Source organism: Streptomyces sp. NPDC088730 (genome assembly GCF_044751215.1).
In the GTDB taxonomy this organism is placed as follows: Bacteria; Actinomycetota; Actinomycetes; order Streptomycetales; family Streptomycetaceae; genus Streptomyces.
The window spans coordinates 172,425-198,249 of the sequence record NZ_JBIVLK010000004.1; the positions used below are offsets into that span (position 1 = coordinate 172,425).

Genomic DNA, 25,825 nt, shown 5'->3' on the forward strand with positions numbered 1-25,825 from the left:
CGGAGCAACTCACCATGTCCGACATGCACAAGGAAGTCTCCGATCTGGAGAAGAAGTCCGCCACGGCGGCCCGCCTCTTCGACATCAGGCGGATCATCGGCGGTCTCTTCGTGGTCTACGGAGTCATCGTCACCATCGCCGGGATCAACCCGTCCGACGCGGACCTGAAGAAGGCCGAGGGCGTCCACATCAACCTGTGGACCGGCCTGGCCATGCTGGCGCTCGGGCTGTTCTTCCTGGTCTGGCTGAAGCTGCGCCCGGCCCAGCCGCCGGCCGCGGTGCCGGACACCACGGACGCGCCCGGCCGCTGAGAGGCTGAGACGCGGGGGCGACCGCACCACCGGCAGGGGCCGGACACCGTCAGCCGACGGTGTCCGGCCCCTGCCGCGTGACCGCCGCCCGGTCCAGCAGGCCGGTACGGGCGGCCAGCGCCGCCGCCTCCAGCCGGGAGCCGACACCCAGCTTCATCAGGACCCGCTGCACATGGGTACGGGCGGTGCTCGGCGCGATCCGCATCCCGGCCGCGATCAGCCGGGTGCCCTCCCCCTCCGCGACCCGGACCAGCACCTCGACCTCGCGCGGGGTGAGCATGTGGAGCAGCCGCTGCCCCTCGTCGTCCGGCTGGACCGCCGGGTTGAGCAGCTCGGCGAAGGCGCCCTGGAGCAGTTGCGGCGCGATCGCCGCCTCACCGGCCCGTGCCTTGGTGATCGCCCGCTCGACGCCCTCGATCCGCTCGTCGTGCCGTACGTAGCCGGCGGCGCCCGCGGCGAAGGCCGCCGCGATCCCCAGCGGGCTGGGCACCGGGCCGAGCACCACCACGGCGATCTGCGGGCGCTCGCTCCTGATCCGCGTGATCGGCTCGAAGGTGCCCGGCTCGGCGGGTGCGGCGGTGCCGAACAGGCAGACCTCCGGAGCCCGGCTCACCACCAGGTCCGCCGCTCCGGCGGTGGGAGCGGCCGCGGCGAGCACCCGGTGGCCCCGTAGTTTGAGCGCCGAGGCGAGCGCCTCGGCGAGCAGTCGGTGGTCATCGACCACCATCAGCCGCACGCCCATCGAGCAAACCCCCGTAGCACTGGCGCCAGGCCCCCGGACTTCTAGACCCGGCAAGTTACACGCATGTTCGACGCCGCGTGCGTCTAAGCCGGCAGAAGACCCTTGGAATGACCGTGGTTTACCCCATCGTGTGTGGTTCCCGGCCACTTGAGGTCTGCAAAGCGACCGGCCCTGCCGGTCGACTGATCGACCGGCAGGGCCGGAACTGCTTCTGACGTCTGGTCAGCCAGTGCCGAACGAGACGACGAGGTACTCCTTGTCGTCCAGCGAACTCGTACTCGGCTTGCTGATCATCGTCTCGGAGATGTACAACCGCCCGCCGCTGTAGCGGTATTCGGCGTACTCCGGGGAGAAGCTGGTCTCCGCGTCCCGGACCGTCTCGTCGCCCGGGTTCTCCATCAGCACGGTCTGCTTGAAGGTGCTGCCGTCGATGGAGACGACCTGGCCGCCCTTGTCGTACGGGGGCTCCTTGTACGCGATGATGTTGCCGCCGTCCATCCGGAGCGGGAACAGCGTGTAGTCGTCGCCCGCGTCGGCCCGGTCGCCGGTCTGCTTGCCGGTGGTCAGGTCGAAGGAGACGATCTCGTTGGTGTCGCTGGTGTCCTCGCCGCCGTCGTGCTCCTCCGTGGGGAGGTAGATGCGGTTGTTGCCGACGGCGAGATGCTGGCAGCTCTCGACCTCGGTGGAGCCGCACTTGGCCGCGTACTTCTCCGCGTCGGCCGGGATCCGGACGAGCAGCTTGCCGGTGGCGGCGTCGATCGAGAAGAAGTCGGAGATCCCGCTGCCGTCACCCGCGGTGTCGCCGACGTCGGCCGCGACGACCAGCGGCTTGGTGGAGACGATGCTCGCGTACTCGACACCGGGCGGCATCTTGTACGAGGAGAGCGGGGCGCCCGTGGTCGGGTTCAGCGCCTGGATGGTGAGCTGGGGGTCGTCGTACGAGCCGCACTTGCGGACCACGGCGAGCGCGTCGCCGCCGGCGTACCCGGTGTCGTAGCAGCGGTCGGTGCTGACCTTCGGCTTCCAGCGCTCGGCGCCGGTGTCCAGGTCGAACGCGGCACCGCCCTCGGAGCCGGCCGCGGCGACCGTGGTGCCGCTGAGGGTGACCTCGCTGAACCGGACGGGGGCGTCGCCGCCGGTGGCGGCGTTCACCGACTTGCTCCACATGAGCTTGCCGGTGGCCAGGTCCAGGGCGCCCACGTGGTCGCAGGGCTGGTACTTCTTCGCCGCGGTCCGCTTGCCCGCCTCGAAGGCGATGGCCGTCTTGAAGTCCTTGCTCATGTGCCGGGAGGCGGCGCAGAGCTGGCCGGTCAGCGGGATCGACCAGAGCTTGGTGCCCTTGGCGGGGTCGTAGCCGGTGACCTCGTTGACGCCCGTCTTGACGTAGGCCTTGTCCGTCAGCCAGGAGCCGTCGACCGTGGTGACTTCGGTGACCTTGGGCTGCGGCAGCTGGAAGGCGACCGAGGACTTGGTGTTGGCCGGGGCCTTCTCCTTGCCGCCGCCGACGTCCTTGCCGTCGCCGTCCTTGCTCTCACCGTCGGTGCCGGCGGAGGTGGACGCCTCGTCCTTCTTGTCACCGCCGTCGTCACCGCTGGAGGCGTACCAGAGGCCGCCGCCGACGATGAGCACCACGGCGACCACCGCGGCGACGATGATCTGTGCCTGGGTGGAGAACTTCTTCGGCCCGTTCCCGTTCTGGTGCGGCTGCTGCATCGGGGCGGTCGGGTACCCGTAGCCCTGCGGCGGCTGGCCCTGCTGCGGGTAGCCGTAGCCCTGCTGCGGCGGCTGACCCGGCGGGAACCCGTAACCGGGCTGCGGCGGCTGGTCCTGCGGGGGCGTCTGCGGATAGCCGTAGCCGGGCTGCTGCTGGGGCGGGCCCGCGGGCGGCGGAGCACCGTAGCCGCCCGGGGGCGGGGTGGCCGGCGGGGTCGGCGGCGGCTTTCCGAACGGGTCGGCGGGCGGCGGTGTCGGGGCGCCGAATCCGCCGGGCGGCGGGTCCTGCGGTGCGCCGAACCCGCCCTGCGGCGGTTCGTTGGGGGGCGGCTGGGGCGGCTGCGTCATGGCGTTGGGTACCTCTGGAGAAGAGTCGGTCGGGGTGGGCCGGAGCCGGCCGCGGGCGGGTCTGCTGCCGTCCGCGGCCTGCGGGTTCCTGCGGGTGCCGTGGTGAGCCGCTACTCGCCGAAGGCCATCATGGTCTTCGTCTCCAGCTCTTCCTTGTCGTTGCTGGCGCTGACCCGCCCGCTCAGGACGAACGAACGGCCGCCCGCGTAGAGGATCTTCTCGTTGTAGAAGGAGCTCTCGATCTCCGACGTCGAGTCCGGGTGCTGGAGCACCATCTGCGGGGTTCCCCCGGTCGGCGCGAGGCTGGCGATCCCGCCGCCCTTGCCGTAACCGGCGTCCACGTAGAGCAGCAGGTCGCCGCCCTCCATCCGCAGCGGCCGCATCGTCTGCCCGGCCGGTGCGTCGGCCTTCCACTTGGTCTTGCCGGTGTTCAGGTTGAACGCGACGACCTTGTTGGTCCGGGCGGAGCCGCTGGTGTCGTCCTGCGTCGCCATGTAGAGCGTGTTGGGGTCGGTCGCGACACCCGCGCAGCCGTCGACGGACTTGCCGAAGATGGCGAACATCCCGCCGCAGTTGGTCGCGAACGAGTCGCCCTTGTCACTGACGATCTGGGAGCGCAGCGAGCCGTTCTCCTTGAGCGCGAGAATGCTCCACTTCTTGCTGTCGCCGCTGCCCTTGGTCAGCGAGACGATGAGCGGGCTCACCGAGTAGAAGCGGTCGATCTCCCAGCCGCGCGCGGGCTTGTACGTCCACTTGGGCTTGCCCGAGACCGGGTCGATCTCCTCGACCTCGTGCTGCGGGTTCTCGACGTCCCCGGTGCGGCAGTTGGTCGCGGCGATCAGCTTGGCGCCGCCCGCGAAGGAGAACGGCTGGCAGTTGCCGGCGCGCTTGCCGAACAGCGCCTTGCCGTCGCTCACCCGGAAGGCGTTGGAGGCGCCGGTGCGGCCGACCGTCACGGTGTTGCCGCTGATCGCGAGGGAGATGTCGGACAGCATGTCGAAGAGACCACTGCTCTTGATCGACTTCTTCCAGCCGGTCTTGCCGGTGTTGAGGTCGATCAGCTGGAGGTCCGCGCAGTCCGCCTTCTCCGTGGTGCCGTCCTTCACCCCGATGACGATCTTGCCGTCGGTGGTGGTCTGCGCCGGTGCGGAGCAGATGTCCGTGCCCAGCTTCAGCGTCCACTTCGGCTTGCCGTCGGCCACCGAGTAGCCGGAGACGGTGCGGTACATGCCCTTGACGATGGTGTCGCCGACTATCCAGGGGCCGTACACGTCGGCGCCGTTGCGCGGCAGGTCGACGTCGTTCTTCTGGAGCCAGAGGACCTTGGCCTCGCCGTCCTTGCGCCCGGCGTTCAGGTCGTCGTTGCCCTCCCGGCCCGTGCCGTTGCCGTCGCCCTCGTCCACGGAGGGCGAGACGGACGGCTTCGCGTCGTCGGTGCTCTTCTCCGCGACGGGCTTCTTGTCGTCGTCGCCGCCGCTCGTGGCCAGGTAGACGCCGCCGCCGATGACCAGCAGCGCGGCAACCGCGGCAGCGATGATCACCGCGGGCTTCCCCTTGAAGGGGCTGCGCCCGCCGGGACCCGCCGGGCCCCCGGGAACGGGTGCGCCGGGGTACTGCTGCTGCGGATAGCCGTAACCGGGCTGCTGCGGCTGGCCGTACGGGCCCGGCTGCTGCGGCTGGCCGTAGGGACCGGGCTGCTGTGCGTAGGGACCGGGCTGCTGCGGCTGTCCGTAGGGACCGGGCTGCTGGCCGTAGGGACCCGGCTGCTGCGGCTGACCGTACGGGCCCGGCTGCTGCTGGCCCGGCTGCTGCGGGTAGCCGTAGCCCGGCTGCGCGGCAGGCGGTGCCGGCGGGGTGGCCGGTGCCTGGGGCGGCTGCGCGGGCGGCGGCGGCGTCCGGGGCGGGCCCTGGGGCGGCTGCGGGACCCCCTGCGACGGCTCCTGCGGAGCGCCGAAGCCTCCCTGCGGCGGTTGCTGGCTGGGCGGCTGGGTCATCAGCGCGTCCCCCTTCGTGCGGTCCGGTGCCCGTTCCGGACTCCCCCGCGATTCCACCGGGGCTCCGGGAGTCGGCCTAGACCCCCTGAATCCCCAGTGAAATGGAGCGAATCGGGCATGGATCCCGCAGTGTTACGACAGTCGAGCGGGGCTTCTTTCTACCACCCGTCCCAGCGCCCGCCCCGGTTCGGTCCACCCCTGTGCCCAAGGGAGAACCGGCCCGTGATGCTGCCGTTACGCCTACGCCCCGTCAGCTCCCGAAGGCGACGATCGAGCGCTCCTCGATCTCGTCCCCGTCCTCGACGCCGCTGATCCTCGCTTGCGTCAGGTACGAGCGTCCGCCCACGTAGGTGATGCGCGAGAGGGAGAAGCCGCGCTCGGTGGGTGCGCCGGAGACCGGATGCCGCAGCACCGGGCTCCAAGTGCCGCCGGTACTCGGTACGGAGGCGATGCCGCCCCCCTTGTTCTTGGCGGCCCCGAGATACATGAACAGCTTGCCGCCCTCCGTCCGCAGCGGGGTGAGGGACTGCTGCGGCGGCGAGTCGACCGACCACTTGTACTTGCCGGTGGTCAGGTCGAAGGCGGCGACCTTGTTGCCGTCACCGGTCTTGAGGTCGACGGCCTTGGTCGCCATGTAGAAGGTGTTCGCGTCGGCGGCCACCCCGGCGCAGTTGTCGAGGTTGGGGCCCTGGACGATCAGGTCCGCGTCGCAGGAGACCGCGTAGTCGCCGGGCCCTCCGGCGAGCTGGGTGCGGTAGGTGCCGTCGGCGTTGAGGACGAGGATGCCCCACTTGTCGTCCGCCTGCTTGAGCGAGACGACGATGGGGTTCGCGGAGTAGATCTGCGCGACCTGCCAGCCCTTCTTGACCTTGTACGTCCACAGCCGCTTGCCGGTGGCGGGGTCGATCCGCTGCACCTGGTGTTCCTTGTGGTCGTCGGCGGCCGTCTGGCAGCTGGCCGCCGCGATGGCCACCTCGCCACTGGCGAACCCGAACGGTTGGCAGTTGCCGGGCAGTTTCCCGAACACCACCTTTCCGTCACTGACCCGGAAGGCGTCGGACCTGGAGGTGCGCCCCACGGTCACGGTGCCGCCGTTGGTGGACATCCTGAGGTCGGAGAGCCCGTCCCAGACGCCCTGGCGGACGTACGTCCTGTGCCAGCCGGCCTTGCCCGTCGTGAGGTCGACCATCTGGAGGCCGTTGCACTCCGCGTCGCCCGAGGTGGTGCGCTTGACGCCCAGGACGATCTTGCCGTCGGCGGTGGGCTGCGAGGGCGCCGCACACATGCTGGTGGCCAGCCGCAGGCTCCACCTGACCGAGCCGTCGGTGGCGTCGTAGCCGGTGACGGTGCGGTACATCGCCGTGACGACGGTGTCGCCGGCGAACCACGGGCCGTACACGTCCTCGCCGCCGCCGGGCAGATCGACGCCGCCCTTCTGGAGCCAGAGCATCTTCGCCTCGCCCGGCCTGCGCTCGGCGTTGACGGCGGCGGCCTCGGCGGCGGGGCTGATCGTGTCGTGGCCCCCGTCACCGGTCGGCACGGGCGAGGGGGACGAGGAGGAGGTGTCCGGCGGCCCCGAACTGTGCCCGGGTCCGGCCGCGGGTTTCCCGCTCCCGCCGTCCCCGTCCAGCGCGAACCAGATGCCGGCGCCGGCCAGCAGCGCCACCGCGAGCACGGCGCCGATGATCGCCCCGGTCCCGCCCCGGAACCGCCCGCCGCCCCGGGACCCGCCGGGCTGCGGCGGCGGGGACTGCGGCGGCTGCTGCCCCGGGTAGCCGTAACCGGGCTGCGCAGGCTGTCCGTACGGGCCGGGCTGCGGCGGGTACCCGTAACCGGGCGCGGGCTGCGGCGGGTAGCCGTACCCAGGTGCGGGCTGCGGCGGATGTCCGTAACCCGGCACGGGCTGCGCGGGCGGTCCGGGCTGTCCGGGCTGGGCGGATGGTCCGGGCTGCGCGGGTGGTCCGGGCTGTCCGGGCTGGGCGGATGGTCCGGGCTGCGCGGGCGGTCCGGGCTGGGCTGGCGGTCCGTACGGGCCCGGCTGGGCGGGCGCCGCGTACGGGCCGGACGGCTGTGCCGTGCCCTGGCCCGGTGGCGGGAACGTCTCGGGCGGCGGGCCGTACGGGGCTCCGAACTCACCCTGCGGCGGCTGCTGTCCGGGCGGCTGGCTCATCGGCCCGTCCCCCTGTTCCTTTGTCACCTGCGGTGTGGCACGGTCCGGCTACCGCGCCGGGCAAGATCTCTTTCTACCATCTGCCCCACAGGCCCCACCGACCACACCAGCCGCACCGGCCGCATGAGTTACGCGGCGGTGCGGCTCAGCGGTCAGGCGTCCTCGGCCAGTTCCAGCCAGCGCATCTCCAGCACATCGCGCTCCGCGACCAGTTCACGCAGTTCGGCGTCCAGCTTCGCCACCTTCTCGAAGTCCGTCGCGTTGTCCGCGATCTGGGCGTGCAGCGTCGTCTCGCGGGTCGACATCTTGTCGAGCTGCCGCTCGACCTTCTGCAGTTCCTTCTTCGCCGCGCGTGCCTCCTGCGGGGAGACGCCGGGGGCCGGAGCGGCGGCGGGCTGCGAGGACGAGGTGGGCGCCACCGCGGCGGGGGTGCCCGCCGCGGCCATCTGGCGCCTGCGCTCCAGGTACTCGTCGATGCCGCGCGGCAGCATCCGCAGCGAGCGGTCGCCCAGCAGCGCCAGCACCCGGTCCGTGGTCCGCTCGATGAAGAACCGGTCGTGCGAGATCACGATCATCGACCCGGGCCAGCCGTCGAGCAGGTCCTCCAGCTGGGTCAGGGTCTCGATGTCGAGGTCGTTGGTCGGCTCGTCGAGGAACAGGACGTTGGGCTCGTCCATCAGCAGCCGCAGGATCTGCAGCCGGCGCCGCTCACCGCCCGAGAGGTCGCCGACCGGGGTCCACTGCTTCTCCTTGGTGAAGCCGAACTGCTCGCAGAGCTGCCCCGCGGTCATCTCCCGGCCCTTGCCGAGATCGACCCGGTCCCGCACCTGCTGCACCGCTTCGAGCACCCGGAGGTTCGGGTTCAGCTCGGAGACCTCCTGGGAGAGGTAGGCCAGCTTGACCGTCTTGCCGACGACGATCCTCCCGGCCGCGGGCTGCGCGTCACCCTGGGTGCGGGCCGCCTGCTCCAGCGCCCGCAGCAGCGAGGTCTTGCCCGCGCCGTTGACCCCGACCAGGCCGATCCGGTCGCCGGGGCCGAGCTGCCAGGTGAGGTGGGTGAGCAGCGTCTTGGGTCCGGCCTGGACGGTCACGTCCTCCAGGTCGAAGACGGTCTTGCCGAGCCGGGCGTTGGCGAACTTCATCAGCGCGCTGGTGTCGCGGGGCGGCGGCACGTCCGCGATCAGCTCGTTGGCCGCCTCGATGCGGTAGCGCGGCTTCGACGTGCGGGCGGGGGCGCCGCGCCGCAGCCAGGCCAGCTCCTTGCGCATCAGGTTCTGCCGCTTGCCCTCCTCGGTGGCGGCGATCCGCTCCCGTTCCGCGCGGGCGAAGACGTAGTCGCTGTAGCCGCCCTCGTACTCGTGGACGGTGCCGCGCTGGACGTCCCACATGCGCGTGCAGACCTGGTCGAGGAACCAGCGGTCGTGGGTGACGCAGACCAGCGCGGAGCGGCGGGCGCGCAGGTGGCCGGCCAGCCAGGAGATGCCCTCGACGTCGAGGTGGTTGGTGGGCTCGTCGAGGACGATCAGGTCCTGTTCCGCGATGAGCAGCTTCGCGAGCGCGATCCGGCGGCGCTCACCGCCGGAGAGCGGGGCGATGACGGTGTCCAGGCCGTGCTCGAAGCCCGGCAGGTCGAGACCGCCGAACAGCCCGGTGAGCACGTCGCGGATCTTGGCGCTGCCCGCCCACTCGTGGTCGGCCAGATCGCCGATGACCTCGTGGCGGACGGTCGCCTTCGGGTCGAGGGAGTCGTGCTGGGTCAGGACACCGAGGCGCAGCCCGCCGTTGTGGGTGACGCGGCCGGTGTCGGCCTCCTCCAGCTTGGCGAGCATCCGGATGAGGGTCGTCTTGCCGTCGCCGTTACGACCGACGACACCGATCCGGTCCCCCTCGGACACACCGAGGGACACACCGTCGAGCAGCGCACGGGTGCCGTACACCTTGCTGACCTGCTCGACATTGACGAGGTTGACGGCCACAAACGCTCCAGCTCGAAGGGAGAACACTGAACCTTCAGCGTAGTCGCCGCGGCGCGGAGCTCCTCACGAGCGCCCGCTCACCCCGGATCCCTGCGGTACCTTGCCCGAATTGATCAAGATCCGGGCGGGTTCCCGGGTCTCACCGGGGTGGGGGACTTCATGGCACGACGTACGGTTCGCGGGCCGGCGACCGTCCTGCTGGCATCCGTCGCGCTGCTGGCATCCGCCGCGCTGACCGGCTGCTCTTCGGGGTCCGGCGGCGGTACGGAGGCGGACACGAAGCCGGGCGGCGGGGCGGGGGGCGACCGGGCCGCGGCCAGGGGCGGCACGGTCGGGGGCTCCGGCTCCGGCTGCGAGCTGCCCGTCGTCTTCGACCTGGCGCGGCACTGGAAGGCGAAGGCCGTGGTGCCCGACGAGCCGGACTCCGAGTTCGCCGCGCTCAGCCGGCAGGGCCCGGTCGCCATGGTGTGCGAGATCGACGCGAAGCCGGCCGGGCACATCGGATTCCTGCGGGTCTGGCAGGGGGACGGCAGGTCCGGAACGCCGCGCCAGGCGCTGGAGGGCTTCGTGACGGCCGACAAGAACGCCTCGAAGATCACGTACACGGCCTCCACGGCCGGGAAGCTGCCCGTGGCCGAGGCCCGCTACACCGTCCACAGCAAGGTCATGGAGGAGTCGCGCCCGGCCCGCGCCTTCGCCGTCGCCACCCCGGACGGGCCGGTGGTGGTGCACCTGGGCGGGCTGGACGCGCAGGAGCACGAGGGGATGCTCCCGGCGTTCGAACTGGCGCGGCGGAGCGTCCGGCTCGGCTGAGCGGGGCCGGACGCTCCGGCCCGCCCCGGTCAGCGGAGTGTCGCCCCCGCCGCCGGGGACGTCGCGATCCGGGCGGTGCGGCAGGTCGCGGAGGCGGTCAGGGCGTCCGCGATCGTCCTGGCCGACGCCTCGTCCTCGGCCAGGAACGCGGTGGTCGGGCCGGAGCCGGAGACCAGCGCGGCCAGGGCGCCCGCGCCGGTGCCCGCCGCCAGGGTGTCGGCCAGCGAGGGCCGCAGCGACAGCGCGGCGGGCTGGAGGCCGTTGCTCAGGGCGGCGGCGAGGTCCTTGGTGTCGCCGCTCCGCAGCGCCTCCAGGAGCACGGGGGACGCGACGGGTTCCGGTACCGCCATCCCGGCCGTGAGCCGGTCGAACTCGCGGTAGACGGCCGGGGTGGAGAGGCCGCCGTCCGCGACGGCGAAGACCCAGTGGAAGGTGCCGCCGACCTCGACCGGGGTCAGCCGCTCGCCCCGGCCGACGCCGAGGGCCGCGCCGCCGACCAGGCTGAACGGGACGTCGCTGCCCAGCTCCGCGCAGATGGCCAGCAGCTCGTCGCGGGGGGCGCCGGTGGACCAGAGCGCGTCGCAGGCCAGCAGGGCGCCGGCCCCGTCGGCGCTGCCGCCCGCCATCCCGCCCGCGACCGGGATGTCCTTGTCGATGTGGATGTGCACCCGGGGCTCGATGCCGTACCGCCCGGCCAGCGCGATCGCGGCGCGGGCGGCGAGGTTGGTGGCGTCCAGCGGGACCTGGGCGGCGTCCGGCCCCGCGCACGTGACACGCAGTGCGTCGGCCGGGGTGACGGTGATCTCGTCGTAGAGGCCGACGGCGAGGAAGACGTTGGCCAGGTCGTGGAAGCCGTCGGGGCGCGCGGCGCCGACGGCGAGCTGGACGTTGACCTTCGCGGGTACCCGGACGGTGACGCTCTCGGTCATGCGGACGGCTCCGGCTTGTTCTCGGCGGGCGTGTTCTCGGCGGTCGTGCTGTCGGCGGGACCGGGTTCAGCGGGCCCGGCACCGGCGGGCTTGTTCTCGGCGATGGCGGCGAACTCCTCGACGGTCAGCGCCTCGCCCCTGGCCTGCGGCGAGATCCCGGCCGCGACCAGGGCGGCCTCCGCGGCGGGCGCGGAGCCCGCCCAGCCGGACAGGGCCGCGCGCAGGGTCTTGCGGCGCTGGGCGAAGGCGGCGTCGACGACCGCGAAGACCTCGGCCTTGCTCGCCGTGGTCGCGACCGGCTCGGCCCGGCGCACCAGGGACACCAGTCCCGAGTCGACGTTCGGGGCGGGCCAGAAGACCTTGCGGCCGATGGAGCCGGCGCGCTTGACGTCGGTGTACCAGTTGGCCTTGACCGACGGCACTCCGTAGACCTTGTTGCCCGGCCGCGCGGCCAGCCGGTCGGCCACCTCCGCCTGGACCATGACCAGGGTCCGCTCGATGGTCGGGAAGCGGTCGAGCATGGTGAGCAGCACCGGCACGGCGACGTTGTACGGAAGGTTGGCGACCAGCGCGGTCGGCGGCGGGCCCGGCAGTTCCCGTACCAGCATCGCGTCGGAGTGGACGAGGGCGAACCGGTCCGCGCGCCGCGGCATCCGGGCGGCGACCGTGGCGGGCAGGGCGGCGGCGAGCACGTCGTCGATCTCGACGGCGACGACCCGGTCCGCCGCCTCCAGGAGCGCGAGGGTCAGCGAGCCGAGGCCGGGGCCGACCTCGACCACCACGTCGTCCGGACGCACCTCGGCGGTCCGCACGATCCGGCGGACCGTGTTGGCGTCGATGACGAAGTTCTGGCCGCGCTGCTTGGTGGGGCGTACGCCCAGCGTCGCGGCCAGCTCGCGGATGTCTGCGGGGCCCAGGAGGGCGTCGGGCTCTGTGGTGCTCACCCGTTAAGCGTAAGTCGCTCACGGACCTCTTTCGCCGGGCGCCACTCAGTAGTCGAACGCCCGCGCCGTGTTGCCTGCGACCGCAGAGGCCATGGCGTCCTCGTCCACGCCCTTCACCGCCGCCATGGCACGCAGCGTGACCGGAATCAGGTACGGAGCGTTGGGCCGTCCCCGGTACGGGGCCGGGGTGAGGAAGGGGGCGTCCGTCTCGACCAGGACCAGTTCGAGGGGCGCCACGGCGAGCGCGTCGCGCAGCGGCTGGGCGTTCTTGAACGTCACGTTGCCCGCGAAGGACATGAAGTACCCGGCGTCCGCGCAGATCCGGGCCATGTCCGCGTCGCCGGAGTAGCAGTGGAAGACGGTCCGCTCGGGGGCGCCCGCGTCGGCCAGGACGCGCAGCACATCGGCGTGCGCCTCGCGGTCGTGGATGACGAGCGCCTTGCCGTGCCGTTTGGCGATCTCGATGTGGGCCCGGAAGGACTCCTCCTGGGCCGCCACGCCCTCGGGGCCGGTCCGGAAGTAGTCGAGTCCGGTCTCCCCGACGCCGCGTACGTGGTCCAGCGCGGCCAGGGCGTCGATCTCGGCGAGGGCCTCGTGGAGGGCCGCCGTGCCGCCGGCCTCGCGGGCGCCCTGCCGCGACGACCCCTCGGGGTCGCCGTGCACGATCCGGGGCGCCTCGTTGGGGTGCAGGGCGACCGCCGCGTACACGCCGGTGTGGGCGGCGGCGGTCTCGGCGGCCCAGTGCGAGCCCTTCACGTCGCAGCCCACCTGGATCACGGTGGTCACGTTCACCGCGGCGGCCCTGGCCAGGCCCTCCTCCACGGTGCCGTCCTGCATGTCCAGGTGGGTGTGCGAATCAGCGACCGGTACTCCGAGGGGCTCGGGCAGCGGCGGGGCTTCGGTACGGCTCATGGCCACGATGGTACGAGGACGGGGGCCGGGGCCCGGGGCTCACCTGCGGTGGAAGGGGTGCAGCAGGTCCGAGAGGTGCCAGTGGTGCTCGCCTCCGGGGACGGCGGTGGCGGCCACGGCCTGCGCCTTCCGCTCGTGGGCGTCGGCGGTGCCGTCGGCGTCGGCTGCGGCAGGGGTCCCGGCCGCAGCCCCGACGGGGTTGTTGCCGGCGGGCAGGCGGTTACGCATCAGCTGCTGGACGGTCGAGACGCGACCGGACCGCATGATGCGCACGACGTGCCCGCCGCAGTTGGCGCAGGTGGGCGTGGAAAGCGGGGACGGCACGCGTTCACCGTCCGCCTTGTAGACCACGAAGGCGTTGTTGGAGGCGTCGACGTGGTGCTCTATCTCGTATGCCTGTTCCCAGCCGTGTCCGCACCTCATGCAGGCGAAGGCGTAGGCCTCGTGCACGGTGGTTGCTGCGATCTCACTCATGCCTGCTCCTCTTGTCCGTCGGACAAGCACCCCGGAGAATGCGTCCTGCTATCCAGTGGACGCCTTTACCGGCACAAGCGCACCGGGCCCTGTCGAGTGTTGGAGCGGTCTTGGCCTTCTCGTGGCAAAAGGGGCCGATACGCGGCTTTCGCTTTGCCTTTCACGATAGTCCTTTGCCCTCCGGCGGGCCCGTCCGAGCTGCGTTCTTTGCCGCCACCACCGCGTCGAACACCTCGCGTTTGGGCAGGCCGGCGGCGGCGGCGACGGCGGCGATCGCCTCCTTTCGCCGCTCCCCCGCCTCCTCGCGCACCTGCACCCTGCGTACCAGCTCGGCGGCGTCCAGTTCCTCGGCTCCGGAGTCGGCCGCGCCCTCGACGACGACGGTGATCTCGCCGCGTACGCCCTCGGCCGCCCAGGCCGCCAGTTCGCCCAGCGGACCGCGCTTCACTTCCTCGTAGGTCTTGGTCAGCTCACGGCAGACGGCGGCGCGCCGGTCGGTCCCGAACACCTCGGCCATCGCGGCCAGGGTGTCGTCGAGCCGGTGCGGGGCCTCGAAGAAGACCATGGTGCGGCGCTCCGCCGCGACCTCGCGCAGCTTGCCGAGGCGCTCGCCGCCCTTGCGCGGCAGGAAGCCCTCGAAGCAGAACCGGTCCACCGGCAGCCCGGACAGGGCGAGCGCGGTGAGCACGGCCGACGGTCCGGGCACCGCGGTGACCCTGATGCCCTGCTCGACGGCGGCGGCGACGAGCCGGTAGCCGGGGTCCGAGACGGACGGCATCCCGGCGTCCGTGACCAGCAGCACGCGGGCCCCGCCGGTCAGCGCCTCGACGAGCTCCGGCGTGCGGGCGGACTCGTTGCCCTCGAAGTAGGAGACGACACGCCCCGTCGTGTGGATGCCCAGCGCCTGGGTCAGCCGGCGCAGCCGCCGGGTGTCCTCAGCGGCGACGACGTCCGCCGTCTCCAGTTCGGCGGCGAGGCGTGGCGGGGCGTCCGCCACATCGCCGATGGGGGTCCCTGCGAGTACCAGCGTTCCAGTCGTCTCCGTCACAAGGTCCATCCTCCCAGCAAGGGCGGCACCACTCGCACAGATGCGTTCCCTACGATGGCGCGGTGACGAGTACAGCGCCCGATGCCCGGCAGGGCCAAGACGCCGGGGATCAGTACGGCCCGGAGCCGACTTCCTGGCAGCAGCGGCTGCGCCGCTTCGGCCATTCACCGCGGCCCGGGATCGGGCTGCGGGAACGGCTGGTTCCGCCGTACACCCGCCCCGGGAGCCGGCTGTGGGCGGTGCTCGGGGTGCCTCCGGTGCTCGCGGACCGGCTGCTGCGCTGGTCGGCCTGGGGCGGTCCGCTGCTGGTGGCGCTGGTCGCCGGGGTGCTGCGGTTCTGGAACCTGGGCAGTCCGCACGCGGTGATATTCGATGAGACGTACTACGCCAAGGACTCCTGGGCGCTGGTCAACCAGGGCTACGAGGGGGCCTGGCCCAAGGATGTCGACAAGCTGATCCTGGACGACCCGTCCAAGGTGAGCATCCCGGTGGACCCCGGTTATGTGGTGCACCCGCCGGTCGGCAAGTGGATCATCGGGATCGGCGAGCAGCTCTTCGGCTTCACGCCGTTCGGCTGGCGGTTCATGGTCGCGGTGCTCGGCACGCTGTCGGTGCTGATGCTGTGCCGGATCGGCCGCAGGCTCTTCCGCTCGACGTTCCTGGGCTGTCTGGCGGGCGCGCTGCTCGCGGTGGACGGGCTGCACTTCGTGATGAGCCGCACCGCGCTGCTCGACCTGGTGCTGATGTTCTTCGTGCTGGCCGCGTTCGGCTGCCTGCTGATCGACCGGGACTGGGCGCGGCGCCGGCTCGCGGCGGCGCTGCCAGTCGACGCGGAGGGGGTGCTGCGGCCGGACGTCGTCGTGGCGGAGCGGCTGCGGCTGGGCCGGCGGCCGTGGCGGATCGCGGCCGGGCTCATGCTGGGGCTGGCCTTCGCCACCAAGTGGAACGGGCTGTACATCCTGGTCGCGTTCGGCCTGATGACGGTCCTGTGGGACGTGGGGGCGCGGCGGACGGCGGGCGCGATGCGGCCGTACACGGCGGTGCTGAAGCGGGATCTGGTCCCGGCGTTCGTCTCCACGGTGCCGGTGGCGGTCCTGACCTACGTCGCCTCGTGGACCGGCTGGATCATCCACAACTCCCCCGCCCGGCACGGCTACTACCGGGACTGGGCGGCGACCGACGGCAGGGGCGGCAGCTGGACCTGGCTGCCGGACTGGCTGCGCAGCCTGTGGCATTACGAGTACCAGGTCTACGAATTCCATGTGAACCTGACGTCCGGGCACACCTACCAGTCCAATCCGTGGAGCTGGATCGTGCTGGGCCGGCCGGTCTCGTACTTCTACGAGGAGCAGAACGGCTGCGCCGCCTCGGAGACCGGCAAGTGCGCCCGCGAGGTGCTGGCGCTCGGCACCCCGCTGCTGTGGTGGGCCTCGTGCTTCGCGCTGGTGTACGTGCTGTGGCGCTGGGCCTTCCGCCGGGACTGGCGGGCGGGCGCGATCGCGTGCGGGGTGGCGGCGGGCTGGGTGCCGTGGTTCCTGTACCAGGAACGCACCATCTTCCTTTTCTACGCGGTGGTGTTCGTGCCGTTCCTCTGTCTCGCGGTGGCGATGATGATCGGCGCGATGCTGGGCCCGGCGGCGGGCACCGGGGCGAAACACGAACTGGGTCTGACGGCCGGTGATCCCTCGGGCGAACGGCGCCGGACCCTGGGGGCGGTCGCGGCGGGCGTGCTGGTGCTGCTGATCGTCTGGAACTTCATCTATTTCTGGCCGCTGTACACGGGGACACCGATCCCGGAGGGCTCCTGGCGCGACCGGATGTGGCTGGACACCTGGATCTGACCGGGCGGACGGACGGCCGGGGGGGCGTGGCCGGCGGCCACGCCCCCCGGGTGCCTATCGGCCGCGGAGGGCGTCAGGACAGCCTGATGCTTCCGCCGGGGGGGACGTCGCCGGAGTCACCGGCGCCGATGACGGTGACAGGCCCGTCCGCGCAGGCCGCGTCGAGGAAGACTTCGGCATCCGAGTCGGTCTGGTTGTCGACCTGGGCGTCCTCATTGGCCGCCGGGTAACAGCCGGGGGCGGGGTTCTCGTACGCCACTCCGTTGACGATCAGCGTGCCGCTCGCGGCGAATGCCGACTGGGTACCCGCGAACGCGAGCATTCCGGCAGCGACAACGCTTCCGACGGAGATCAGGGTTCGGCGCATGTGGGGGGTCCTCCTGTGCGAGGTAGGTCAGGGGCACTTTCTGTACGCCCTCAGCAGCAATGATCACCTTCAGTCGCGCTTGATAAACGGAGAGTCATCACAACGGGTGGGCCTGTGCGCCTCCTTGACGGAGAAGATCGACAGAGAGGCCAGAGGAAAGGCCCGAATACCCGTATACGGCCGTCCTGTTCACGCCCGGACGGATCGCGTTCCGATAACAACCGTCTCCGCTGTCACTACCGTCCCGTAAAGTGCCGGGAAATGCTTCCTTGAACATGTTCAAGGAAGCCTCCGGGGGAGGGGGACTGCAGGAATGCGCAGTGGAGTGAAGATTGGCATAGTCGGCGGGGTGTTCGCGGTCGTGGTCGGCGGGGTGGGCTACGGGGCGTACAACATCCTGGACGGGCTCGGGGACAGCGGCGTCGGGGGCGGCACGGACACCGAGACCGCCTCGCAGGAGGTGCGGACCGGGCCGGTCACCGAGCAGGAGACGGCCGACACGTCGAAGAAGTTCCTCGCGGCGTGGGCGAAGGGCGACGCGGCGGTCGCGTCCCACCTCACCAACAACGAGGGCGAGTCCGGACCGGCATTGGCCGGCTACCGCGATACGGCCCATGTCACCAAGGCCGTGATCACGCCCGGCCCGGCGGTCGGCGCGAAGGTCCCGTACACCGTCGAGGCGACCGTCTCGTACAAGGGGAAGACGAAGCCCTGGTCGTACAAGTCCGAACTGACCGTGGTGCGCGGCCAGTCCACCGGCCACGCGCTCGTCGACTGGAAGCCCGCCGTCCTCCACCCGGATCTGGCCAAGGGCGAGTCGCTGGAGACGGGCGAGGCGAAGACCGCGCCGATCGAGGCGGTCGACCACAACGGCCAGGTGCTCACCAAGGAGAAGTACCCCTCGCTGGGCGTCATCCTGGACGAGCTGCGCAAGAAGTACGGCGGGAAGACCGGCGGCACCGCGGGTGTCGAGACCTGGATCAACAGCGCGAACGAGGACGGCGCGAACAGGACGCTGCTGACCCTGGTCAAGGGGAAGCCGGGCAAGCTCCGGACCACGCTGGACGCGAGGATCCAGGCGGCGGCCGAGCGGGGCGTGAAGAAGTTCGAGGAGTCGTCCGTGGTGGCCGTGGAGCCGTCGACCGGCGCGATCCGCGCCCTCGCCAACAACCGGGAGGACGGCTACGACGCGGCCCGGTGGGCGAAGGTGGCGCCCGGCTCGACGATGAAGATCGTGACGGCCGCGATGATCATCCAGAACGGCCTGGGCAGCGCGAACGGGCCGGTCAAGTGCCCGTCCAGTGTGAGCTGGAAGGGGGTCACCTTCCACAACCTGGACGACTTCGAGATGACGGACGGCCCCACGTTGAAGCGGGCCTTCGCCAGGTCCTGCAACACGGCGTTCATCAAGCCGGTGCTGCCGCTGGGTGACGGCAAGCGCGACACCGCGCTCGGCGTCGAGGCGGCGCAGTACTTCGGCATCGGCCGCAACTGGCAGACCGGCGTCTCTACGTTCGACGGCAGCGTGCCCGAGTCACAGAACGCGGAGACGGCCGCGTCGTTCATCGGCCAGGGCAAAATCGAGATGAACCCGCTGAACATGGCCTCCGTCACCGCCACCGCCGTCAGCGGCCAGTTCCGGCAGCCCTACATCGTCCCGCAGAACCTGGACAACCGGACCTTCGCCGTCGCCAACCCGCTCCCGGCCGGGGTGTCGGGGCAGCTGAAGGAGATGCTGAACTACACCGCCACCAGCCCGGAGGGCACCGGGACCGAGGCCATGGCGCGGGTGGGCGGCACCAAGGGCGCCAAGACGGGCTCCGCCGAGGTCGACGGCCACGCCTCGTCCGACAGCTGGTTCACCGGCTTCAGCAACGACCTGGCCGCGGCGGCCCTCGTCCAGTCGGGCGGCCACGGAGGGGACGCGGCAGGACCGGTCGTCGCGGAGGTCCTGCTCGCGGGACCGTGACCGCGGGGCGTGATCACAGCTGCTCCGGGGCTCCCGCCGCGATCGTGGTGGGAGCCTTCGCCGTAGGCCGGCCGCCTCCGGGAATCCGGCTCGCACGCCCGCGGCCACGGCCGATAGCGTGCGGGGCATGAGCACTTCCGACACCAACGTACCGGCGGGCGGCGACACCGCCGCCGCCCATCCCCGATTCGCCGAGGCGCTGCGCGAGCTGGGTCTCGACGTCGAGATCCGCCGTTTCCCGGAGGCCACCCGGACCGCCGCCGAGGCGGCTGCCGCGGTCGGCTGCGCGCTGAGCGAGATCGTCAAGTCGCTGATCTTCGAGGCCGACGGGGTGCCGTTCCTGGTGCTGATGGACGGCTCGTCGCGGGTCGACATGGATCGGGTGCGGGCGGAGTTGGGCGCGGTGAAGGTCACGCGGCCCGGCGCTGACGTGGTGCGCGAGGCGACCGGGTACGCGATCGGCGGGGTGCCGCCGTTCGGGCACCGCACCAGGACCCGGGTGCTGGCCGACCGGGGGCTCCTCGCGCACGAGGTGGTCTGGGCGGCGGCCGGCACCCCGTACACGGTCTTCCCGCTCGATCCGGGCACGCTGATCGAGCTCGCGGGCGGCACGGTGGTGGACGTGCGCGAGCAGACCGCATGACACCGCTCGTCGCCACAGCCGTCCTGATAGCCGCGTTCACGCACGCCGGCTGGAACGCCATCGCACACGCGATCAAGGACCAGCTCGTCTCGTTCACCCTGATCTCCGGCGGCGGACTGCTGATCGGCGCGGCCGCCGCCGCCTTCGTCCCGTTCCCGGCGGCCGGCGCCTGGCCGTACCTGATCCTCTCCGCCGCCCTGCACGTGACGTACATGCTGCTGCTGATGCGCTCGTTCACCCTGGGCGACTTCGGCCAGATGTACCCGATCGCCCGGGGCACCGCCCCGCTCGTCGTCACCGTCCTGGCCGCCGTCTTCGTCGGCGAACGCCCGGACGGCTGGGCCGCGGCGGGCGTCGCGGTGGCCTCCGCGGGGCTGGTCGGACTGGCCCTCTGGGGCATCCGCGGCTCCGGCAAGCGCCCGCACTGGCCCGCGATCGTCGCCGCGCTGGCGACCGGTCTCGCCATCGCCGGCTACACGACGGTCGACGGTGTGGGCGTACGCGCCTCGGGCAGTTCGCTCGGGTACGTCGCCTGGCTGATGATCCTGGAGGGCATCGCGATCCCGGTGTACGCCCTGTACCGCCGCCGCTCCGCGCTGGCCGCCGAGCTCCGCCCGTACGCACTGCGCGGACTGCTCGGCGCCGCCCTCTCGGTAACGGCGTACGGGCTCGTCCTGTGGGCCCAGACCCGCGCCGCACTGGCCCCGGTCGCCGCGCTGCGCGAGTCCTCGATCATCGTCGGCGCGGCCATCGGCACGGTCTTCTTCAAGGAACGTTTCGGCGCCCCGCGCGTCGCGGCGGCGGGGCTGATGGTGGTGGGGATCGGTCTGATGCTGCACACGAGTTGAGGGGGCGGGGGCTCGGTGAACCCGAGTTCGAGGCCAGCCCCCTCGGGCCTGCTGTCGCGGACGGCGAAGGCGGTAGCCGATCCGGGGACGGCCCCGGCCTCGACGCACGACTCGTGTTCGCCGTTGAGGTTGCCGGTCCACGTGGCCGCGGCCGGTCGGCGGCCGGGTAGGGGCCCGCGTAGACGTGCGGGAGCAGAGCGGGGCCGCCGTAGAGCCCGGTCGCGTCCCGGCCGGAGTCACCGGTGCGCAGGCACACCCGGTACATCCCGGGCAGGTCGAAGGGCTGGAAGGGACGTAAGCCGATACTCATCGCGCCCCCGCCATCGCCACCGTGCGCGGGAGCGGGAGCCGCGCCGAGTGCGCCAACCACGCCGCGCGCGGGGGCCGTCCCTCGGTTGACGGAGCGGCCCCCGGGTCCGAGAAGTGCGTCGCCCGCCCTCGCGCACCGCCTGACGTACACGGTCCCCGGGTCCACCTCTCATGTAGGTGGCGTCCGGCGAATGGCCACGCGGATCGGACGATCCGCGAACCGGTCCAGGCCACAGCGTGTTACCGAGGGTAACTCGCGGCTCTCCGCCAACTCGCCGCCGCGCGGCGGTCGTTCACGAACTATTGACACGCTCTTGTCAGGAGCGGAACACTCCGGAATGGGAGAGCGCTCTCCCACCTTCATGCACCCCCACCCACGCAGCAGGAGGTCTCCATGCCACGGAGGTCGAGAACACTCACCGGACTGCTCTTGTTCACCTCGCTGACCCTGACCACGGCAGGGATCGCCGGGATCGCCGCGACGGCGAACGCGTCCACGGAAACGCCGGTCGCGGCGGCGGGCGCACACGCCGAGCACGCCGCGTACTCCATGCCGGGGATGCCCGGCATGCCCGCCTCCACCAAGGCTTCGGGCGACGACCCGGACGGGGACGGCTACATCATGGCCAACCCGCCGGTCACCGGGGTCACCCCCTCGATGGAGGTGCCGCCGCCGGCGTACTTCCACGAGTTCCAGGCCAAGTGCGCCCCCACCCACACGGCCCCTGACGACCCGATCGTCTATCCGGGCCAGCCCGGCAAGTCCCACGACCACACGTTCATGGGCAACACCACGACCAACGCCTACACCACCGCCGCCTCGCTGGAGACCGGTGACACGACGTGCCTGGCGCCCGGCGACAAGTCCGGGTACTGGATGCCGAGCCTCTTCAACGGGAACACGAAGATCCTCCCCGAGGGCGTCCAGACCATCTACTACAAGTCCGGAGTCACCGACTACCGGAGCGTGCGCCCCTTCCCGAAGGGACTGCGGTACGTCGTCGGCAGCCCGATGCAGACGCAGGACGAGTTCAAGAACCTCAAGGGCACGGTCGAGGGCTGGGAGTGCGGCGAGTCGTTCAAGAACTACGACTTCCCGGCGACCTGCCCGACCAGCCGGGACACCTACCTCAACCTGCGCCTCCAGGCGCCCAGTTGCTGGGACGGCATCCACCTGGACACGCCCGACCACAAGAGCCACATGGCGTACCCGGTCGCCGGAGGCGCCAACTACAACTCGTGCCCGGCCGACCACCCCGTCGCCCTGCCGATGATCGAGTTCAAGATGGCCTGGCCGGTCAACGGCGACATGTCGCAGGTGAAGCTGGCCAGCGGCAAGGGCTTCTCGTTCCACTACGACTTCATGAACGGGTGGGACACCGCCACGCTCGACGCGATGGTCACCCACTGCGTCAAGGGCGGGCTCCAGTGCGACCCGCACGGCTACGACGAGAACCACCCCGAGAAGGGCGCGGTGCTCAACGGGGACTACGAACTCCCGTAGCAGGCAGGGCCGGACGGTCGGGCGATCGCACGGCCGCACCCCGGGTGGGGGTCTTTTTTCGGACCATCCTGGAGAGCGCTCTCCAAGATCACCCGGGGTCACTCCTCCCCCATCAGCCTCTCCCACCTGTCTTCCCGCTGTCTCCCCTTCACTTACCCCACCTCCCCCCACCCTCAAGGAGATCGACATGCACCACCCCCCCACCCGTACGGCCAAACGCCTCGTGGCCCCCTTCGCGGCGGCGGCCCTGCTGGCCGGTGCGATGGTGGCCCTCCAGGCACCCGCCGCCCAGGCGGCCGGCAGCGTCGTCAAGGTCACCGGTTCACAGGGGGCCTGGCAGCTGACCGTCGACGGTTCGCCGTACACCGTCAAGGGTCTGACCTGGGGCCCCTCGGTCGCCGACGCCGGGAAGTACATGCCGGACGTGGCGTCCATGGGCGTCAACACCATCCGCACCTGGGGCACCGACGCCACCAGCAAGCCGCTCTTCGACACGGCGGCCGCCAACGGCGTCAAGGTGATCGCCGGATTCTGGCTCCAGCCGGGCGGCGGACCGGGCAGCGGCGGCTGCGTCAACTACCTGACGGACACCCAGTACAAGAACGACATGCTCGCGGAGTTCCCCAAGTGGGTGGACACCTACAAGGACAACCCCGGCGTGCTGATGTGGAACGTCGGCAACGAGTCGACGCTCGGCCTGCAGAACTGCTACAGCGGTGACGAGCTGGAGGCCCAGCGCAACGCGTACACCACCTTCGTGAACGACATCGCGAAGAAGATCCACACGGTGGACCCCAACCACCCGGTCACCTCCACCGACGCCTGGACGGGCGCCTGGCCGTACTACAAGAAGAACGCGCCGGACCTCGACCTGTACGCCGTCAACGCCTACAACGCGGTGTGCAACATCAAGTCCGACTGGGAGCAGGGCGGTTACGACAAGCCCTACATCGTCACCGAGACGGGCCCGGCCGGTGAGTGGGAGGTCGACGACGACGCGAACGGCGTCCCGACCGAGCCTACCGATGTCGCCAAGGCCGAGGGCTACACCAAGGCGTGGGGCTGCGTCACCGGCCACACCGGGGTGGCGCTCGGCGCCACGATGTTCCACTACGGCGTCGAGGACGACTTCGGCGGCGTCTGGTTCAACCTGCTGCCGGGCGGCGAGAAGAGGCTCTCGTACTACGCCGTGAAGAAGGCGTACGGCGCGGACACCTCGGGCGACAACACCCCGCCGGTCATCACCGGCATGACGGTGGCCGACGCCACAGAGGGCGTTCCCACCGGGGGCGAGGTGAAGATCAGCGCCGAGGTGTCCGACCCGGACGGCGACGCGGTCACCTCCCAGGTGCTGTTCAGCAGCAACTACATCGACCAGAACAAGGCGCTCGTCCCGGCCGAGACCAAGGACAACGGTGACGGCACCCTGACCGCGAAGGCGCCCGGCAAGACCGGCGTCTACAAGGTCTACGTGAAGGCCACGGACGGCAAGGGCAACGAGGGCATCGAGACCGCGTCCCTCAAGGTGGTCCCGCCGAAGGTGGACGGGACGAACGTGTCCCAGGGCAAGACCGCCACGGCGTCCTCGTTCCAGACCGACCCGACCGGCGGCTGCCCGTGCGCCGCGTCCAACGCGGTGGACGGCAAGTTCGACACCCGCTGGGCCAGTGACTGGAGCGACCCGCAGTGGGTCCAGGTGGACCTGGGCGCCTCGACGGCCTTCAAGCACGTGCAGCTCGCCTGGGACCCGGCGTACGGCAAGGCGTACGACATCCAGACGTCGGAGGACGGACAGAGCTGGACGACGGTGAAGTCGGTGACCGACGGCAACGGCGACATCGACGACATCGACGTCAACGGCACCGGGCGCTACGTGCGGATCAACGGCACGGCGCGCGGCTCCGGCTACGGCTACTCGCTCTACGAGTTCGGCGTCTACAGCTGACAGGAGAAGGGCCCTCATGATGATCAACAACCTGGGGCGGGCACAGCCCTACGCGCTCAGCCTGTTCCGCATCGTCATCGGGTTGCTCTTCACCTGCCACGGAGTCGCCTCGCTCTTCGGGCTGCTGGGCGACGCGCGGGTGCCGGCGGGCACCTGGCCGGGCTGGTACGCGGCCGTCATCCAGCTGGCCGTGGGCAGCCTGGTGATCCTCGGCCTCGGTACGAGAACGGCCGCCCTGGTGGGCTCCGGCTCCATGGCGTTCGCGTACTTCGACGTGCACCAGCGGCGGGGCCTGCTTCCGATGGAGAACGGCGGCGAGGCCGCGGTCTTCTTCTGCTGGACCCTGCTCCTGATCGTCTTCTCCGGGCCCGGCGCGCTCGCCGCCGACCGGCTGTTCTCCTCCCGCGGAGCCACCCGGGGGGAGACGGAGGTCCAGCGCGGGCAGCGCCTGCGGGTACCCGTCTGAGGGGCCGGGTACCCCGCGCGCCGGCCCTTCCGGGACTGCCCCCGGGAGGGCCGGTGCCGTGTGCGCCACGCCCGGCGCGAGGACACACCGCCCGTCCCCCGTCACGCCGTCGCGTTCTCGTCCGCCTCCGCGAACTCGTCGCCCTCGGGCCGCGCCTTCTTCGGCAGCAGCAGGGTGACGCCCAGGAAGGCCACCAGCAGACAGGCCTGGGCGATCAGCGCGTGCCGGTAACCGGCGGTGAAGTCACCGGCCGTGGCCCGGTCGAAGAACACCGAGCCGAAGACGGCCACCCCGATCGAGCCGCCGATGGACTGCACCGCCGTGAGCACTCCGGAGGCGGAGCCGATCTCGCTGTCGTCCACTGCGGCGAGGATGAAGCTGAACAGCGCGGCGATCACCATGCCCGCGCCGATACCGGACACGGCCACGCCGGGCGCGATGTCCCAGACGGAGAACGAGCCGGTCGAGCCGAGCTCGTACCAGAGCAGTCCGGCGCCCGCGAGCTGCACCAGCGGGCCGATCTGGAGGACCGCCCGGCCGATCCGCTCGGCGAGGAAAGCGCCGCTGACCGCGCCGCCGATCGCGGTGCCCACGGCGAGCGGCAGATTGCCGAGACCGGCCTCGCCCGCGGTGAAGTGCTGCCCGATCTGGAGGTAGAGGGTCAGCACGAGCTGGCTGCCGACGAGTCCGCCGAAGAACAGCGCGATCCCGCCGAGCCCCACGGTGTACGCGGGCTTGCGCAGCAGCGCGGGCGTCACCAGCGGCTGGCGCCCCCGGGCCGCGGTGCGGCGCTGCTGGAGCGCGAAGGCGGCGAAGCCGAGGGCGGACGCGGCCATGCACAGCCAGGTCCACAGCGGCCAGCCGGACTCCTGGCCCTGGTTCAGCGGCAGGACCAGCAGCGCGCAGGACAGGGCCACCAGCGCCGCCCCCACGCCGTCGACGACCACCGTGCGGTCGCCCGGCTTCTTCGGTACGGCCTTCGCGGCGACGATCAGGGCCACGAGGCCGATGGGCAGGTTGACCAGGAAGACCAGCCGCCAGCCCAGGCCCAGGAAGTCCCCCTGGATCAGTCCGCCGCCCAGGACCGGGCCGACGATGCCGCCGAGGCCCAGCACGGGGCCGAAGATGCCGAAGACCTTGGTGAGTTCGGCGCCGGAGAAGTTCTCCCGCAGCAGTCCGAGGCCCTGCGGCAGGAGCATCGCGCCCGCGGTGCCCTGGAGCAGCCGGAAGACGATCAGCGACTCGATGCTCGGCGCGCAGGCGCAGAGCAGTGAGGTGAGGGTGAAGGCGGCGAGGCCCAGCAGGAACATCGTGCGGCGCCCGTAGCGGTCGCCCAGCCTGCCGCCGAGGATCAGTCCGGCGCCCAGGGTCAGCGCGTATCCGCCGATCACCCACTGGAGGCCGACCGGGCCCGCCCCGAGGGACTTCTCCAGCTCCGGCCCGGCCACGTTGACGATGGACGCGTCCAGCAGGTCCATGATCTCGGCGACGAGCATCACCGCCAGGATCAGCCAGCGCCACCGGTAGGGACCCTCCACGGCTCTCCCGGCGTCCCCGGC

21 protein-coding genes are annotated in these 25,825 nt (G+C 71.4%); 9 read left to right on the top strand and 12 right to left on the bottom strand.

Annotated features, from left to right (window positions below; all coding sequences use genetic code 11):
* The first annotated feature begins 14 nt into the window (after window positions 1-14).
* Window positions 15-311 carry a hypothetical protein gene (locus tag ACIP89_RS15845; RefSeq protein ID WP_401926813.1) on the top strand — a complete coding sequence of 99 codons (297 nt, stop codon included), beginning with the start codon at window positions 15-17 and terminating at the stop codon, window positions 309-311.
* Window positions 312-360: 49 nt separating this feature from the next.
* Here ACIP89_RS15845 and ACIP89_RS15850 read toward each other — a convergent pair whose 3' ends face one another.
* The 5 genes from ACIP89_RS15850 to ACIP89_RS15870 form a co-directional block, all read right to left on the bottom strand.
* On the bottom strand, window positions 361-1,053 hold the full coding sequence (locus tag ACIP89_RS15850) for a response regulator transcription factor (protein ID WP_401926816.1): 693 nt from the start codon (window positions 1,051-1,053) through the stop codon (window positions 361-363).
* Between the two features lie 222 nt (window positions 1,054-1,275).
* The gene (locus ACIP89_RS15855) at window positions 1,276-3,114 is read right to left on the bottom strand and encodes a PQQ-binding-like beta-propeller repeat protein (RefSeq protein WP_402115319.1); all 1,839 of its coding nucleotides are present in this window, start codon (window positions 3,112-3,114) and stop codon (window positions 1,276-1,278) included.
* A gap of 110 nt (window positions 3,115-3,224) precedes the next feature.
* Complete coding sequence (locus ACIP89_RS15860) at window positions 3,225-5,108, bottom strand: PQQ-binding-like beta-propeller repeat protein (protein ID WP_402115321.1); 1,884 nt, start codon at window positions 5,106-5,108, stop codon at window positions 3,225-3,227.
* 250 nt (window positions 5,109-5,358) lie between these two features.
* Window positions 5,359-7,278, bottom strand: a complete 1,920-nt coding sequence (locus ACIP89_RS15865; RefSeq protein WP_402115323.1) for a PQQ-binding-like beta-propeller repeat protein — start codon at window positions 7,276-7,278, stop codon at window positions 5,359-5,361.
* Window positions 7,279-7,430: 152 nt separating this feature from the next.
* The gene (locus ACIP89_RS15870) at window positions 7,431-9,254 is read right to left on the bottom strand and encodes an ABC-F family ATP-binding cassette domain-containing protein (RefSeq protein WP_401927027.1); all 1,824 of its coding nucleotides are present in this window, start codon (window positions 9,252-9,254) and stop codon (window positions 7,431-7,433) included.
* A gap of 159 nt (window positions 9,255-9,413) precedes the next feature.
* Between ACIP89_RS15870 and ACIP89_RS15875 the strand changes: the two genes are divergently transcribed.
* Window positions 9,414-10,067: a lipoprotein gene (locus ACIP89_RS15875; RefSeq protein WP_402115324.1), complete on the top strand. Its 654-nt coding sequence runs from the start codon at window positions 9,414-9,416 to the stop codon at window positions 10,065-10,067.
* Window positions 10,068-10,096: 29 nt separating this feature from the next.
* On the opposite strand, the gene ACIP89_RS15880 is transcribed toward ACIP89_RS15875, so the two are convergent.
* The 5 genes from ACIP89_RS15880 to rsmI form a co-directional block, all read right to left on the bottom strand.
* Window positions 10,097-10,996, bottom strand: coding sequence for a 4-(cytidine 5'-diphospho)-2-C-methyl-D-erythritol kinase (locus tag ACIP89_RS15880; protein ID WP_401926831.1), 900 nt, complete (start codon window positions 10,994-10,996; stop codon window positions 10,097-10,099).
* Window positions 10,993-11,940, bottom strand: a complete 948-nt coding sequence (gene rsmA, locus ACIP89_RS15885) for a 16S rRNA (adenine(1518)-N(6)/adenine(1519)-N(6))-dimethyltransferase RsmA (protein WP_402115326.1) — start codon at window positions 11,938-11,940, stop codon at window positions 10,993-10,995. The genes ACIP89_RS15880 and rsmA overlap by 4 nt, the downstream gene beginning before the upstream one ends.
* Before the next feature lie 45 nt (window positions 11,941-11,985).
* Window positions 11,986-12,852 (bottom strand): TatD family hydrolase, encoded by an 867-nt coding sequence (locus ACIP89_RS15890; protein WP_402115327.1) that lies wholly within the window; start codon window positions 12,850-12,852, stop codon window positions 11,986-11,988.
* A gap of 39 nt (window positions 12,853-12,891) precedes the next feature.
* On the bottom strand, window positions 12,892-13,326 hold the full coding sequence (locus ACIP89_RS15895; RefSeq protein ID WP_401926840.1) for a hypothetical protein: 435 nt from the start codon (window positions 13,324-13,326) through the stop codon (window positions 12,892-12,894).
* 160 nt (window positions 13,327-13,486) lie between these two features.
* On the bottom strand, window positions 13,487-14,374 hold the full coding sequence (rsmI, locus tag ACIP89_RS15900) for a 16S rRNA (cytidine(1402)-2'-O)-methyltransferase (RefSeq protein WP_401926843.1): 888 nt from the start codon (window positions 14,372-14,374) through the stop codon (window positions 13,487-13,489).
* Between the two features lie 62 nt (window positions 14,375-14,436).
* Between rsmI and ACIP89_RS15905 the strand changes: the two genes are divergently transcribed.
* On the top strand, window positions 14,437-16,215 hold the full coding sequence (locus ACIP89_RS15905; protein ID WP_401926845.1) for a dolichyl-phosphate-mannose--protein mannosyltransferase: 1,779 nt from the start codon (window positions 14,437-14,439) through the stop codon (window positions 16,213-16,215).
* Between the two features lie 73 nt (window positions 16,216-16,288).
* Here the strand turns inward: ACIP89_RS15905 and ACIP89_RS15910 are convergent, their stop codons facing one another.
* Window positions 16,289-16,582 (bottom strand): hypothetical protein, encoded by a 294-nt coding sequence (locus ACIP89_RS15910; RefSeq protein ID WP_401927039.1) that lies wholly within the window; start codon window positions 16,580-16,582, stop codon window positions 16,289-16,291.
* A gap of 313 nt (window positions 16,583-16,895) precedes the next feature.
* Here ACIP89_RS15910 and ACIP89_RS15915 point away from each other — a divergent pair, with 313 nt between their 5' ends.
* The 6 genes from ACIP89_RS15915 to ACIP89_RS15940 all read left to right on the top strand — a co-directional run bounded on the left by ACIP89_RS15915 (window position 16,896) and on the right by ACIP89_RS15940 (window position 24,266).
* Window positions 16,896-18,551: a penicillin-binding transpeptidase domain-containing protein gene (locus ACIP89_RS15915; RefSeq protein WP_402115329.1), complete on the top strand. Its 1,656-nt coding sequence runs from the start codon at window positions 16,896-16,898 to the stop codon at window positions 18,549-18,551.
* A 127-nt stretch (window positions 18,552-18,678) separates the two neighbouring features.
* On the top strand, window positions 18,679-19,194 hold the full coding sequence (locus tag ACIP89_RS15920) for a YbaK/EbsC family protein (RefSeq protein WP_401926854.1): 516 nt from the start codon (window positions 18,679-18,681) through the stop codon (window positions 19,192-19,194).
* Window positions 19,191-20,042, top strand: a complete 852-nt coding sequence (locus tag ACIP89_RS15925; protein WP_401926856.1) for an EamA family transporter — start codon at window positions 19,191-19,193, stop codon at window positions 20,040-20,042. Before ACIP89_RS15920 ends, ACIP89_RS15925 begins: the two co-directional genes overlap by 4 nt.
* Before the next feature lie 703 nt (window positions 20,043-20,745).
* Window positions 20,746-21,855, top strand: a complete 1,110-nt coding sequence (locus tag ACIP89_RS15930; protein WP_402115330.1) for a DUF1996 domain-containing protein — start codon at window positions 20,746-20,748, stop codon at window positions 21,853-21,855.
* Between the two features lie 187 nt (window positions 21,856-22,042).
* Complete coding sequence (locus ACIP89_RS15935; protein WP_402115332.1) at window positions 22,043-23,800, top strand: discoidin domain-containing protein; 1,758 nt, start codon at window positions 22,043-22,045, stop codon at window positions 23,798-23,800.
* A 19-nt stretch (window positions 23,801-23,819) separates the two neighbouring features.
* A complete protein-coding gene (locus ACIP89_RS15940; RefSeq protein ID WP_402115537.1) occupies window positions 23,820-24,266 on the top strand; it encodes a DoxX family protein in 447 nt (148 codons plus the stop codon).
* A gap of 101 nt (window positions 24,267-24,367) precedes the next feature.
* On the opposite strand, the gene ACIP89_RS15945 is transcribed toward ACIP89_RS15940, so the two are convergent.
* Window positions 24,368-25,762, bottom strand: a complete 1,395-nt coding sequence (locus tag ACIP89_RS15945) for an MFS transporter (RefSeq protein ID WP_402115538.1) — start codon at window positions 25,760-25,762, stop codon at window positions 24,368-24,370.
* Window positions 25,763-25,825: the final 63 nt, after the last annotated feature.